The 13,190-nt window shown below is 49.1% G+C and carries 12 protein-coding genes; 5 read left to right on the forward strand and 7 right to left on the reverse strand.

Features of this window, described 5'->3' with window-relative positions; all coding sequences use genetic code 11:
* Positions 1–238: 238 nt before the first annotated feature.
* From ACFSUB_RS16995 to ACFSUB_RS17005, 3 genes are all read right to left on the reverse strand, one after another.
* The gene (locus ACFSUB_RS16995; protein ID WP_380714474.1) at positions 239–1,153 is read right to left on the reverse strand and encodes a pseudouridine-5'-phosphate glycosidase; all 915 of its coding nucleotides are present in this window, start codon (positions 1,151–1,153) and stop codon (positions 239–241) included.
* Positions 1,150–2,274 (reverse strand): carbohydrate kinase, encoded by a 1,125-nt coding sequence (locus ACFSUB_RS17000; protein ID WP_380714475.1) that lies wholly within the window; start codon positions 2,272–2,274, stop codon positions 1,150–1,152. The genes ACFSUB_RS16995 and ACFSUB_RS17000 overlap by 4 nt, the downstream gene beginning before the upstream one ends.
* 141 nt (positions 2,275–2,415) lie before the next feature.
* Positions 2,416–3,150, reverse strand: a complete 735-nt coding sequence (locus tag ACFSUB_RS17005; RefSeq protein ID WP_380714476.1) for a glycerophosphodiester phosphodiesterase — start codon at positions 3,148–3,150, stop codon at positions 2,416–2,418.
* 156 nt (positions 3,151–3,306) lie between these two features.
* On the opposite strand from ACFSUB_RS17005, the gene ACFSUB_RS17010 reads away from it, so the two are divergent.
* Positions 3,307–5,391: a transglycosylase domain-containing protein gene (locus ACFSUB_RS17010; protein WP_380714477.1), complete on the forward strand. Its 2,085-nt coding sequence runs from the start codon at positions 3,307–3,309 to the stop codon at positions 5,389–5,391.
* Between the two features lie 409 nt (positions 5,392–5,800).
* Here the strand turns inward: ACFSUB_RS17010 and ACFSUB_RS17015 are convergent, their stop codons facing one another.
* The 3 genes from ACFSUB_RS17015 to ACFSUB_RS17025 form a co-directional block, all read right to left on the reverse strand.
* A complete protein-coding gene (locus ACFSUB_RS17015) occupies positions 5,801–6,358 on the reverse strand; it encodes a YwhD family protein (RefSeq protein ID WP_380714478.1) in 558 nt (185 codons plus the stop codon).
* Positions 6,359–6,412: 54 nt separating this feature from the next.
* Positions 6,413–6,910: a YwgA family protein gene (locus ACFSUB_RS17020; RefSeq protein WP_380714479.1), complete on the reverse strand. Its 498-nt coding sequence runs from the start codon at positions 6,908–6,910 to the stop codon at positions 6,413–6,415.
* Between the two features lie 99 nt (positions 6,911–7,009).
* The gene (locus ACFSUB_RS17025) at positions 7,010–8,335 is read right to left on the reverse strand and encodes an HD domain-containing protein (RefSeq protein WP_380714480.1); all 1,326 of its coding nucleotides are present in this window, start codon (positions 8,333–8,335) and stop codon (positions 7,010–7,012) included.
* Positions 8,336–8,514: 179 nt separating this feature from the next.
* On the opposite strand from ACFSUB_RS17025, the gene ACFSUB_RS17030 reads away from it, so the two are divergent.
* On the forward strand, positions 8,515–9,363 hold the full coding sequence (locus ACFSUB_RS17030; RefSeq protein ID WP_380714481.1) for a lipoate--protein ligase family protein: 849 nt from the start codon (positions 8,515–8,517) through the stop codon (positions 9,361–9,363).
* 75 nt (positions 9,364–9,438) lie between these two features.
* On the opposite strand, the gene pta is transcribed toward ACFSUB_RS17030, so the two are convergent.
* A complete protein-coding gene (gene pta, locus ACFSUB_RS17035) occupies positions 9,439–10,437 on the reverse strand; it encodes a phosphate acetyltransferase (protein ID WP_380714482.1) in 999 nt (332 codons plus the stop codon).
* Positions 10,438–10,819: 382 nt separating this feature from the next.
* Between pta and ACFSUB_RS17040 the strand changes: the two genes are divergently transcribed.
* The 3 genes from ACFSUB_RS17040 (at position 10,820) to ACFSUB_RS17050 (ending at position 13,168) form a co-directional block, all read left to right on the forward strand.
* A complete protein-coding gene (locus ACFSUB_RS17040; RefSeq protein WP_380714483.1) occupies positions 10,820–11,638 on the forward strand; it encodes an oxidoreductase in 819 nt (272 codons plus the stop codon).
* A gap of 103 nt (positions 11,639–11,741) precedes the next feature.
* Positions 11,742–12,491, forward strand: a complete 750-nt coding sequence (gene hemQ, locus ACFSUB_RS17045; RefSeq protein WP_380714485.1) for a hydrogen peroxide-dependent heme synthase — start codon at positions 11,742–11,744, stop codon at positions 12,489–12,491.
* A gap of 251 nt (positions 12,492–12,742) precedes the next feature.
* Positions 12,743–13,168 carry a cell wall hydrolase gene (locus tag ACFSUB_RS17050; RefSeq protein WP_380714583.1) on the forward strand — a complete coding sequence of 142 codons (426 nt, stop codon included), beginning with the start codon at positions 12,743–12,745 and terminating at the stop codon, positions 13,166–13,168.
* Positions 13,169–13,190 lie beyond the last annotated feature (22 nt).

Genomic DNA, 13,190 nt, shown 5'->3' on the forward strand with positions numbered 1-13,190 from the left:
GCAAGTTCCAGATAGATTCATACGCTAAATAGTCGTTAAAAACATGCGGACGACCATTCCCCCGCTCTTCCCGTACACGATCAGCTCCTGAATTCAATCTATCGACCACTTCGTACAGTCCCTGCACCTGTAATGGCCGATAGATAGGCGGGGCAGTCTGGACAAACGCTTGACCGTTTCATCAAAAAAAGCGGCCCCTTCCTCCTTTCACAGAGGCAGGGGCCGCTTTTTTATTTTATCAGGACTTTTTATTCAACTCGGCGGCAATGGCTGCGCCTATTTCGGCATTGTGCTTTACCAGGGCAATGTTGGCGTCCAGACTCTGTCCGCCGGTGGATTCCTGTATTTTCTGAAGTAGAAACGGGGTAACATCTTTCCCGGTAATACCAAGGTTCTCTGCTTCCTGCACCGCTTTTTCGATCACTTCGGAAATGACTTCTTCTTTCATCGCGTAATCTTCCGGTATCGGATTGGCGATTACCGCGCCGCCTTCCATTTCCATTTCCCATTTGGCGTGCAGGGTGGAGGCAGCTTCGTCCGCTTCATCCACCCGGAAATGGACAGGAAATTCGCTGGACCGCGTGAAAAAGGCCGGCAGCTGATCCGTTTTGTATCCCATCACCGGTACACCCTTCGTTTCCAGGTATTCCATCGTCAAACCGAGATCCAGAATGGATTTCGCTCCGGAACAGACGACCGCTACGTTCGTGCGGGCCAGCTCTTCCAGGTCGGCGGAAATGTCCATGGAATGCTCGGCACCCCGGTGCACGCCGCCGATTCCCCCGGTCACAAAGACAGGGATATCAGCCATGGCTGCACATATCATGGTAGCTGCCACCGTCGTTGCTCCGTGCTTCCCGGTAGCCGCCAGATACGGAAGATCTTTTCTGGAAGCCTTCGCCACGCCTTCTGAACGGGCGAGGAGATCCAGCTCCTCATCACTCAGGCCGATTTTTATCTGTCCATCAAGCAGGGCAATGGTGGCTGGCACTGCACCACCTTCCCGGATAATCTGCTCAACATCCCGGGCCGTCTGAACATTCTGCGGATACGGCATTCCATGGGAAATAATCGTGGACTCAAGCGCAACAACCGGTTTTCCCTCAACTTGTGCGGTATGTACTTCTTCGGATAACGTGATAAATGACTTCATGTTCGTTCCTCCATTCTTTTATTCAACCATTCTGCAGTCATCGTTTCTTTTCCAGAGGTTTCTGATGTCAGAGTTGCTGCTGCATGCATCATCCCTGCCTGCCCGGCTGCTTTCACGTCCCATCCTTCAAGCCAGGCGTAAAACAGGGCGGCACAGAAAGCATCGCCGGCCCCTGTTACATCGGCAATCATTTCCACCGGTTCTGACGGAAGATGAAAAATCCCGGAAGCCGCACTTCCGATAACAGCACCGAGGCTGCCGCCGGTAACGACCACGTGCTCTACCCCTTTTTCCAACCATGCAGAAACCGCATTTTGCCAGTCCTCTCCATTCTCAATAGTTACGCCAAGTGCCGCTTCGGATTCATCCTTATTCGTCACAAGCCATGTGACCCCTCCCAGTTTTTCCGGCAGCCGCTGCATTTTCGGGGCAGATACTGCGGTAATCATGAGAGGTATTTGATACTTAACTGCTTTCTGCCGGATACGTTCCAGTGTTTCTGCAGGGCAGTTCAAGTCAGCCGCTATGCCGCCGGCCTGCTGAAAGACATGGTCGCGGGATTCTATATATTCGGGGGTGATCGATTCATAAATTTCCATATCCGCAAAAGCCATTGTCATACTGCCCTGCCAGTCCAGAACAGCTGTATAGGATCCGGTCGATTTTTCATAAAATACGGCGGCATGGTCCAGGTTGATGTAACCTTCCGACGCCTCTTTCAGCGTTATCCAGTCCGCATCCATCCCGGCTGTCGTCAACAGAATCGTTTCTTTCTCCAGACGACCGAGATTTTCTGCCAAATTCCGCGCCACGCCGCCTGCACTCTCCGTCGATGTGACAGGGTTGGACGTCTCCCACTGCAGGACTTCTTTTATATAAAACTTCCGGTCCACATTTGCCGCGCCGATGCATACAATCGGCCGGGTTTCATTAATGACGTACGCTTTGCCCAGAATATAGTTTTTCCGGACCAGGCCGGATATGATGTTAGCCACTGCAGGTCTCGATAGGCCGACAGCTTCGGCAAGATCAAGCTGGGACACATAAGGATCGTCCTTAATACGCGCGAAAACCTGTTTTTCTTTTTCCGTCATCGGCTCTCTATTGTTATATACGGGCATTTCCCCACCTCCTTAAACATATGTTTTTAAATTAAAACTTTAGTTTAATATCATATTACACGCTCCCACGCTGCGCGTCAACTCCCATCTGTATTCAAACAGAGCCGGAGTTTTCTTTTCATCGAAAACTCCGGCTCCCTTTTACTTTTTCTTATGTTTTTGTTTCTCCCGGACCATACCGGGATGGTTGGTCGTAATGATAAGCTCCTGAGACAGGAGACGAAGCCTTTCGACAGCGTGCTGCTTATTGACCGTCCATACATTTACCTTGTAGCCGTTGTACAGCATCATATCCACGATACCCTGTCCCGCCATTTCGTGATAAAGCATCATAACTTCCGCCCCGGCCTCTTCCATCTGCTCAAGGGGAATGACCGGCCGGTTCATAAAAATCAGGCCGGTTTGTATCGACGCATCCATCTGTTTGATTTTTTTTACCGCTGTATGATCAAATGACCCAACCAGTGTAGACCCTGTAATCTCGTACTTATGAAGAAGACGTACGATTTTCTCTTCCAGCCCGGGATAAATGTCTCTGCGCTGCTTCAGCTCAATTGTCAGAGACTTTTTTCGGTTCATCCGGCGGAGCACATCTTCCAGTGTCGGAATCCTCTGCCCGGCAAACTGTTCGTTGAACCAGGATCCGGCGTCCAGCGTCTTCAGTTCATTGACAGTGTAATCCCGTACCGCTTTCTTTCCGTTTGTGGTGCGCTTCACCGTCTGATCATGAATCACGACCGGTACGTTATCACGCGACAGATGAACATCCAGTTCGATACCATCCACATCCGGGGAATTCCATGCCAGCTCAAACGCAGCGAGTGTATTTTCCGGAGCCCTTCCGGACCAGCCCCGGTGAGCAATGCATTGTACCATTTCCAGAACCCCTTTTTCATCATCTTCTTCAAGTATACAAAAAAATGCTGCCTTCGTGTTTACATACAGCATATTTTCCTATTACGCAAGTTTAAAAGCAAAGGAATTGACCAACAATGGGTACAAACAGGAGCATCATTTCAGGAGGGGGAACCAATGAACACAGCAGTGCGCCAAAGCGGCCGGCAGAAACCAGGCGTCATCCGGCTGATGATCCGATTTCTGCTGCTTGCCGGCATTATCGGCGTGAGCGGTATGCTGGCGGCTGCAGGCTCTGCTTATCTGCTTCAGCCACCACCGATCCAAGCCGATCAATCCACCGTGGTTTATGGAGCGGACCAATCTATCATCGGAGAACATCATAATGGCAGGCAGCAGTACTGGGTAGATCTTGAAGATATCTCCCCAAATCTTGTGCAGGCGTCGGTGGCTGTGGAAGATGATGAATTTTATGAACACAGCGGTTTTGATTTTTCCCGTATTCTATCCGCTGCAGCCGTGAATATCAGAACTCTCTCCAAAGCACAGGGAGGAAGCACCATTACCCAGCAGTATGCCCGTAATCTATTTTTATCTCATGACAAAACGTGGTCGCGTAAACTCGAAGAAGCTTTCTATGCACTCCGTCTGGAAGCGCATTACGGGAAACAGGAGATTCTCGAAGGATATCTGAATACGATTTATTTCGGACACGGCGCCTACGGTATTGAAGCAGCTGCCCGTCTTTATTTTGATACATCCGCCGAAGACCTCTCCCTGGCGGAGGCATCGCTTCTGGCCGGTGTCCCGAAAGGTCCTTCGTATTATTCACCATTTTCCCATCCCGAGCGTGCTAATGAACGGCAGCAGCTTGTGCTGTCTGCTATGGAGCGGACCGGAGTAATTACAGCCGAGGAAAAGGAAAGTGCCGAACATGCTCCTCTTTCTCTGGAACCGCCCGGTCAGCTCTCCGACGATCGTATCGGCCCCTATTTTCAGGACCACGTCCAATCACTGGTGGAGCAAAAATATGGAATGGATCCCAAACAGGGAGGACTGCGGATCTATACCACCCTTGATCCTGAGCTGCAGAAAAAAGCGGAAAAGTGGATCCGCTATGAGATTCCAAAAGAATCAGAACTCCAGGGAGCGCTCACCGCCATGGACCCGGAGACCGGAGATGTCCGTGCCATGGCCGGCGGAAAAAACTATCAGGAAAGCACCTTTAACCGAGCCGTTGATGCTGCCCGAGCTCCCGGTTCTGCACTGAAACCATTCCTGTACTACGCGGCACTTGAAGAAGGCTTCACCCCATTAACGTCTTTTCGAAGCGAACCATCCGAGTTTACGATCGGAGAGCAGGGACAGACGTATGCCCCGGGCAATTACGGTGAAATCTATGCCGATGACTTCATTCCCATGTATGAAGCACTGGCGGTATCGGACAATGTGTTTGCCGTGAAGACTCATTTGTCTCTAGGGCCGGATGCCCTCGTAAATACAGTTAAAGATGCAGGGATTTCTTCTGATTTATCTCCCATTCCATCCCTGGCTCTCGGCACGCAGAACGTGAAGCCGCTGCATTTAACGAATGCTTATCTCCCTTTTGCAAACGGAGGCAAAAAAACAGAACCGCGTCTCATTACAAAAATCACAGATGACGAAGGTAATGTGCTCGTAGAGAATGAACCTGAAATCAATCAGATTTTTGACCCACGGAAAACGTATGTAGTCACAGATATGATGAAAGGTGTCTTTGATGTATCCATGGATGCCTATACATCAGTCACCGGAAGATCCGCTGCCCATCTGTTTAATCGACCGCTTGCCGGAAAAAGCGGATCCACCGATTACGACAGCTGGATGGCCGGCTTTTCCCCGGATCTTGCCGCCGGCGTGTGGATCGGCTATGACGATAACCGGAAGATGAACCATGCCGAAGAAGGGCAGATTTCAAAACGAATCTGGGCCCAGTTTATGGAAGAAGGGCTCGAAGATGAACTGAAAATGGATTTCCCCGCTCCGGACGGTATAGTGAAGACTCCGATTGACCCCGAGACCGGGCTGCTTGCTTCAGAAGAATGCGGTCCCTCCCGGACGATTGCTTTTGAGAAAGGAACAGAGCCGCAGCGTTCCTGCACCGAAGAACTTGAAAACAGGCAGGTGACAAATCCGGAAGAGAACCCAAACCAGAAAGAAGAACAGCTCCCCGGGCAGGAGGAAAAATTCTGGGAGCGGCTGAAACGTTGGATGCAGCCGTAATACCCCACGCCTGTTGATTTTCCATATAAAGGAATGGGAAAGGGTTCTATGAGGAGGGTGCATCTGTGATCAAAGCTTGTATCCCCCCTTCTTTTTCGTTGGACGGAGCCGTCTGCCCGACTCCAGCGGGAGAAGCGTCAGCCGAAGATCACCGGGTGATTTACCCGGTAGCTGAGGCGACGCCCGCGGAAAGCGGGCAGGAAAGGCGGAGTCCAACGAAACGCTTCCTATATTTGGATAATCAACAGCCGTGGCAATACCCTTCAAACTAAAACGTGCAGGAGGCTTGAATAAGCGCTCCTGCACGTTTTAGTGTCCTAGCTTATAATGCATGTGTGTGTTTCCAGTATATTCATCATGAAGAAATTGAACAACAGCTCTGCAAATTGTTCAAAAATCGTTCAAAAATTCAGCCGTTATCTTCGTCATTTCCTTTTATATTCAGCGCTTGATGCAGTTCTTCACCGGAATGATCCCAGTATTCTTTACTGAACCCTTTGAGAAACTCACCGAGAATATACTTGGAATGATCATCCATGTGATCCACAGCCAGTTTCCCTTTCATGGATTTATCCATATTATTCACGTGTTCCGGCATACTTTTATACCCTTTGCGGATCCGCTTGTCGGAGTTCTCTACCAGCGTTTCACACGCTCCTACTCCGGTGTAACACGGCTGCCCGTCTTTATGATCAACGGTTACCCAGACGAGCCAGTAAAGTTTCGGCTCAGGAACATCTTCTTTGTCTGCAGAGAATTTTACCTTCTTTTCTATTTCAGAGCGGGCATGCAGGGCTCCCATATCTATGAAGGCCCGGTCTTCGGCAGGATCAATGATAACTGGTGTCATATTGTCCAGGCTTAACGTACCCGCCCCGTAGCCACCGTCACCGCCGGTAGCGTCTCCGCTTAAGATATTGAAGCCTCCGCCTTTTCGTTTCTTGTCCTCGTTATCAAAAAGATCCATGCAATCGTCTCCTTTTAAAGATTCTCTATTTACATCATACGCTGTTTGAACGGTTTATTTCAAAGAATCGATCAGCTGCCAGGCTTCCTCCATATCTTCATCCGAGTAGTTCTGGCTTTTTTTCAATTTATGAACTTTTTCCTTTACCTCTTCTTTTGGTAATTCATCGAAATAAAGCACCGTTGACACCAGCTCTAAAAACTTTGCGCTGTATTCATTTAACCGGCTCGTAATTTTTTCCGCTTCCCTGCGGGGCCAGTCCAGCTGCATGTTCTGAAGAAAGGTATCCCCTTCTTCGGTGAGCTGATACCGGTATTGGTAGTATCCGGCCTTTGTTTCCTTGATTTCAGACATGAAACCGAGACTGCACAATTCTTCTGTTCTCATCGACAGTTCCTCAGAATACGGCCCGTACATGTGATACGTATATTTTTCCTGCAGGGGGAGCTGCAGCTTCTTACTTATATACACGATTTTCTGCCACTTCTTGCGGCCTACCACTTCTCCGGCATCCTGTAATAACGCGAGTAACTTTGCATGATCAGGCAGCATTGCCGATTTCCTCCTTCATGATCTTCGCTGCAGAGAGACGTTTCCCACTGCAGGACTGTCCGTCCCATTTTTATGTTTTCCTGCGTGCTGAAAAAGACATCAGGCTTCCTGTTCCGGTTCCACCTGCTCGTTTCCGGGAAACAGCATATTTTTGATCTGCTGTTTCGTATCTTCGTGTCCCGGTGCTTCCAGCCATTCCTTTGGATAATATAATTTATGATCGGTCCGTTTCTTCCCGGAAATAGCTTCCACCAGATCCGACTCTCTCGACAGTTCCCGGAGACGGCCGTTTGGCATCAGCAGGTGGATCGGCATCCGCTCTTCTTCTTCCCCCGGGCGGTAGAAATCATACGGGAGATCCGACGAAGAATCAATCACAAGATAGTAATCCGGGTCAATCCCGGCCTCCCGGAACAGTTCCTGAAGCCTGGTCCATTTGTTCAGCAGGAAATTCTGGCTGAATTCAACAAACTTAAACAAACGCCGGTTCAAAAAGCGCTCGCACAGATCCTGCAGAATGCTGTCCTCTTCAAACTGCCACATTTGAAAATAATACATAATGACCGACTCATCCAGACACAAATAATCTTCGAGTGTCTGCGCCCCTTCAAAAAAGCGCTCGAAATGATAGGGATTCTGGAAAAAAACGTGTCCTTCTTCCCTCAGTTTCTTCACCCGCTGCAGAATTTTACTTAAAATCACTTCCGCACTGCGGGTAACGGGATGGAAATAAACCTGCCAGTACATTTGATAACGGCTCATGATATAATCTTCGACCGCGTGCATTCCGGTGTTTTTAATGACAGCCTGATCTTCGGTCGGGCGCATGACCCGAAGGATCCGCTCCATGTCAAAATGTCCGTAACTGACACCGGTATAATATGCATCCCGCTGCAGATAATCCATCCGGTCCGCATCGATCTGACTGGAAATCATGCTGACAACGAGTTTATTGGGGTACGTTTTTTCAATCACATCGGCGACGTCCTGCGGAAAGTTCTCTCCCATCCGGCGCAGCACCTGATTGACTTCGGTATCTCCTGTAATGATCTTTCTCGTCCACCATTCATGATCCGTCTGAAAGACTTTCTCAAAAGAATGGGAGTACGGACCGTGACCGATGTCATGAAGCAGCGCCGCGCTGAGGCAGAGAAGGCGCTCTTCCTGCTGCCAGTGCGGTCTGCCGTCAAACACTTCGATGATCCGCCTCATAATTTCGTACACGCCCATGGAATGGTTAAACCGGGTGTGTTCAGCACCGTGGAACGTTAAAAACGTTGTTCCGAGCTGACGGATCCGCCGCAGCCGCTGAAATTCACGGGTTCCGATCAAGTCCCAGATCAACTCATCCCGGATATGAATATAGCGGTGAACGGGGTCTTTAAACACCTTTTCTTCCTGCAGTTTTCGGTTGCCTTCTTTCATGAGCTTTTTTCGCTCCCTTTATGTATGCTTTGCTTTCAAACATACCTATAGTATCTTTTATTATATCAACCAGTCTGCTTTCTTGGCAAAATAAACCGGGAGAGGAGCTCATATTTCAACGACGGTCGTTTCATGCTATAATCTACGGAGCTATTATCAATGAGAACGGAGTTCAGCGCATGAATATGAGTAACATGTTCCACGAGATACGCTGGCGCTGGATCGACCATTCCAGCTCCGGCCTTCATTTCAATCCTCTCCAGTCTTTTGCTTACGACGATACATTTTGTGTCAGCGCAGGGACGGGAGTTGGCCCTGTGATGCGGGCGTGGGTCCATTCCCCTGTCGTCGTGCTCGGTATTCAGGACAGCCGCCTTCCGTCTGCGGCAGACGGTATTGCTTTTCTGGAAGAACAGGGCTACCAGGTGATTGTCCGCAACTCCGGAGGGCTGGCGGTCGTACTGGACCAGGGTGTTTTTAATTTGTCTTTTATCTTTAAAGAAAACAAACAGTTTTCCATCCACAGCGGGTATGATTTGATGTGGGAAGCGGTGCGGCGGATGTTTCCGGACGCCCCCGCTTCGATTGACGCATATGAAGTGAAAGGCTCCTACTGCCCCGGCGATTATGACCTGAGTATAAACGGCCTTAAATTCGCCGGCATATCACAGCGCCGTATCCGCGGCGGTGCCGCTGTACAGATCTATATGGCCGTTCACGGAAGCGGCGCCGAGCGGGCCCGGCTGCTCGAACAGTTTTATGAGCGGGCTGTGCAGGGAGAGCCGTCCAAATTCGAATGGCCCCGCATTGATCCGCACGTCATGGCCTCCCTTTCCGAACTGTACAAAGAGACATTTACGATAAACGATATCCTGTTCCGGATGCTGACGACGGTAAAAAAAGAAGGAGCCCTTATTGAAGAAAGCCTTCTGGATCCGGATGAACAGGAACGCTTCCATATGTATTACGACCGGGTGGTGGAACGAAACAACAAGGCACTCCAAAAAGCCGGACAGCAGAATCCATAAAAAATGGGGCTGCTTCCCTATGTTCGGGAAGCAGCCCCGTTTATTATCCGGTCTGTCTCTGTCTCAAGCTTTATTTCAGGCCTTTATTGGTGTTTTTTTTTCCATAACAGCCTGCTGTCCGGTGAGCAGTGCGAGATTGTACACGTCCATCACGCTACATCCGCGGGAAAGATCATTCACCGGCTTGTTCAACCCTTGGAGAATCGGCCCGACGGCGTCATATCCACCGAGACGCTGAGCGATTTTATATCCCAGGTTGCCCGATTCCAGACTCGGGAAGATAAAGACGTTCGCCTCGCCCTGAAGCGGGGAATCCGGTGCTTTCGTCTGAGCCACTGCCGGAACAAATGCCGCATCAAATTGGAATTCTCCGTCAATCATCAAGTCCGGACGATCCTCCTGCGCTTTTGCGGTAGCTTCTGATACTTTCTGGGTTTCTGCGGAGGAAGCAGATCCTTTCGTTGAAAAGCTCAGCATTGCTACTCTCGGGTCCATGTCAAACGTCTGTGCCGTTTCAGCTGTGGATACCGCTATTTCCGCCAGTTCTTCTGCACTTGGTGAAATATTAATGGCGCAGTCCGCAAACACAAATTTCTTCTCGTCTTTCACCATGATAAACACGCCGGACGTTTTCTGAATGCCGGGTTTGGTTTTGATAATCTGAAGTGCCGGGCGAACCGTGTCACCGGTGGAATGCGCGGCACCGCTCACCAGCCCGTCGGCTTCATCCATATAGACGAGCATCGTTCCAAAGTAATTGGGATCCTGCAGTTTTTCCTGCGCGCTCTCTTTTGTTTCTTTTCCTTTACGCCGTTCCACAAAAGCTTCTACCATACGGTCAAAATATTCATAAGCGGCCGGGTCATGTATCACCGCACCTTCCAATGAAACCCCTAGTGATTCCGCTTTTGCCTGTACTTCTTCTCTATTTCCGATCATAACCGGACGCACCATGTCATCGGCCGCCAGTTTTGCAGCTGCTTCGATGATTCGATCATCGTCTCCCTCTGGAAATACAATGGAAGGATATGAAGCTTTCACCTGGCTTTTGACCATCTCAAACAGATCGCTCACAGCCAATTCCTCCTTTAATCACACAATTCCCCTGTTCCTGTTCCTTTAATCATTACGTTTATTATAACCTGTCTTTAGGTAAACTACATGTTTTATGAAAACTCGTCACTTATTTTTCATTCACAAGCATACTCCAGTGCATCTAAAAAATAAACCCTGAGGCTTAAAATAATAAAAATAGAAATTTTCTAACCAGTATGCGCTTGCAATCCCCGCCAAATCAAACGTTTACACACTTATACAGGAAATGTTTCACGTGAAACATTTCTTCCAGTAGAACGTGATACTGCTTTTTTTCCTACGAAAAACCTACAATGAATCATCCGACTCTGTATCATACTAAAACAATACGCACTCTCTTTAACAGGAAAGGAAGATAAACATGGAAAAGCAGTGGTGGCTCAAGCCTCTTCCCCTTCAGCATATTACGCTGCAGACGAGAATCATCATGGAGGTGAACCATGAATCATTCACTAATAGGGATGTCCCCTATCCCGCCAGCTTTCTCGCTGCCGGAAACATCGATTCTTCCTCTCTGGAGCGCTGGAAAGATGCGATTCATACCGTTCATAAGGAAGAGAAATCAATTTTTCTTCAGCTCGAGGCTGAAGGGGACGAGTTCCATACCGCCTCACGCAACACAGCCCTGCATGACATCCACCACATGATTCAAATTTATGCCGATAAAGCTGCTAAAGCGGAACAAGCAGGTTTTGATGGAGTAGAAATCCCGGGAACGAAAGGCTCCGTTATTCATTCTTTTGTATCCCGCAAGTCTAATGAACGAACCGGAAATTGGGGAGGTTCCCTAAACGACCGTCTTCACTTTCCTCTTGCTGTGGCAAGACATGTACGGGAATATACCAGATCGGATTTTCCCCTTTTCTTCAGGCTTCCTTCTGTGACAGATACCGATGCAGCAGAGGAACTTGCTATGATGGCGCGGCAGCTGGAAGCTTCCGGTGTAGATTTATTTCATATTGGAAGTGAAACAGATAACCGTTCCACTAAAACATCTCTTCAGAACATCCTGCACACCGCTTCCTCTGTCAAAAATACCGTTTCCGTACCTGTTATTATCTCCACCGGTACCACAGAGGCAGTAACCTCCACCCAGCTGAAGGAAAAAAATCCTTTCGACGGCATTTCCGTACACGAAGGAAATGAAAGTTGGAAGCGCTTGTTTTTGTCTGAAACATGACAGTTTCATGGAAAGAGGCTCCCAGGCGGCGCTCGTTTTTTTCGTATCGTTCCATTCATGGTATAGTATAAACAATGGATACTTTTCAAAGGAGTGATACATAATGAGTGAACCTTCTCAAACGCTGGATGGCTGGTTCTGCCTGCATGATCTCCGAAAAATGGATTGGGCAGCCTGGCGCCGGGTACCGGATGAAGAACGCCGCAGCATCGTTCAGGAATTTGTGGATATGGTGAATACATGGAAGGCTGTAGAAGAGGAAGAAACCGGGAGTTATGCTCTTTATACAGTGGTCGGTCATAAAGCTGATTTCATCATGGTCAATCTCCGTGACTCCATGAACGATCTGGACCGCATCGAACAGGAATTTAACAAACTCCGTATCGCCGACTATACGACACAGACCTACTCGTATGTCTCTGTTGTGGAACAAGGGAACTACACCCCGCCAAAAGACGGCAGTGATCCGCTCGACAACCCGAATATGCGGGCAAGGGTCTACCCTGTTCTGCCGAAATGGAATCATATCTGCTTCTATCCAATGGATAAAAAGCGCGAAGGTGAGGATAATTGGTATTCCCTTCCCCTTGAAGAACGGGTTGAATTAATGAAAGCCCACGGAAAAACCGGACGGAAATACGCCGGTGAAATCAAACAGATTATTTCCGGGTCCACCGGTCTTGATGACTGGGAATGGGGCGTTACTCTGTTTGCCCATGACGCCCTGCAGTTCAAAAAACTCATTTATGAAATGCGCTTTGATGAAGTCTCCGCCCGCTACGGAAAATTCGGTGCCTTTTACGTCGGCAACCTTCTGGAACCGGATCAGGCACAGCTGTTTTTTGATATGTAAGAAGCAACAGACGAAACAGTCCAAGCTGCCCCGGTATACGGGGCAGCTCTTTTTAGCTGCAGTGCCGTCTTTTTAAGAATTTCGGCTCTTTTTATACATAATCCTGTTTTCCCGTTCATATCGTAGAGTAGATAATGCTGCAGTAAAAGTCCAGGCGTTCCTGTGCAGGGGCGCTTGGCCAGGTACTGCAGCCAGCTCCAGGAAACCCCACCATTTATACTTTCCTGATTACCAAGAAACGGGGTGATTTCATCGCTGTTATCAAAGCGCCGACCGAAGATCTAAAAATGATGGCCCGTCTGATGCGGGCTGAAGCCGAAGGTGAAGGTAAGCTGGGTATGCTCCTGGCGGGTAATGTGATGGTGAACCGGGTGTATGCCCATTGCCTGGATTTTCAAAACATCCGATCCATTCCGCAGATGGTCTACCAATCCCCAGGTGGATTTGAAGCGGTACAGGAAAGCTATTTCTACCAGCGGGCACGAAGTCAGGATATACGATTGGCCCGCCGACTTGTCCAGGGGCAGCGGTTCTCGCCTGCCGAAAATTCATTATGGTTTTACCGCCCGCAGGGAGACTGTCCGGCGGAATGGTTCGGCCAGCCGAATGTCGGTCGATACAAAGCCCACTGTTTCTTTTCTCCAACCTATGCAGACTGTTCCGAAGTGTATCGGTAATTCCAATCTGAAGGAGGACCTT

The sequence above is a fragment of the Salibacterium lacus genome (assembly GCF_042684865.1).
In the GTDB taxonomy this organism is placed as follows: Bacteria; Bacillota; Bacilli; order Bacillales; family Marinococcaceae; genus Salibacterium; species Salibacterium lacus.

Coding starts and splice junctions, on each gene's coding strand:
- hemQ (WP_380714485.1), top strand. CDS start 11,742: ATGAGTGAACCTTCTCAAACGCTGGATGGCTGGTTCTGCCTGCATGAT.
- ACFSUB_RS16995 (WP_380714474.1), bottom strand. CDS start 1,153: ATGAAGTCATTTATCACGTTATCCGAAGAAGTACATACCGCACAAGTT.
- ACFSUB_RS17000 (WP_380714475.1), bottom strand. CDS start 2,274: ATGCCCGTATATAACAATAGAGAGCCGATGACGGAAAAAGAAAAACAG.
- ACFSUB_RS17020 (WP_380714479.1), bottom strand. CDS start 6,910: ATGCTGCCTGATCATGCAAAGTTACTCGCGTTATTACAGGATGCCGGA.
- ACFSUB_RS17015 (WP_380714478.1), bottom strand. CDS start 6,358: ATGGATCTTTTTGATAACGAGGACAAGAAACGAAAAGGCGGAGGCTTC.
- ACFSUB_RS17010 (WP_380714477.1), top strand. CDS start 3,307: ATGAACACAGCAGTGCGCCAAAGCGGCCGGCAGAAACCAGGCGTCATC.
- ACFSUB_RS17030 (WP_380714481.1), top strand. CDS start 8,515: ATGAATATGAGTAACATGTTCCACGAGATACGCTGGCGCTGGATCGAC.
- ACFSUB_RS17040 (WP_380714483.1), top strand. CDS start 10,820: ATGGAAAAGCAGTGGTGGCTCAAGCCTCTTCCCCTTCAGCATATTACG.
- ACFSUB_RS17005 (WP_380714476.1), bottom strand. CDS start 3,150: ATGGTACAATGCATTGCTCACCGGGGCTGGTCCGGAAGGGCTCCGGAA.
- ACFSUB_RS17025 (WP_380714480.1), bottom strand. CDS start 8,335: ATGAAAGAAGGCAACCGAAAACTGCAGGAAGAAAAGGTGTTTAAAGAC.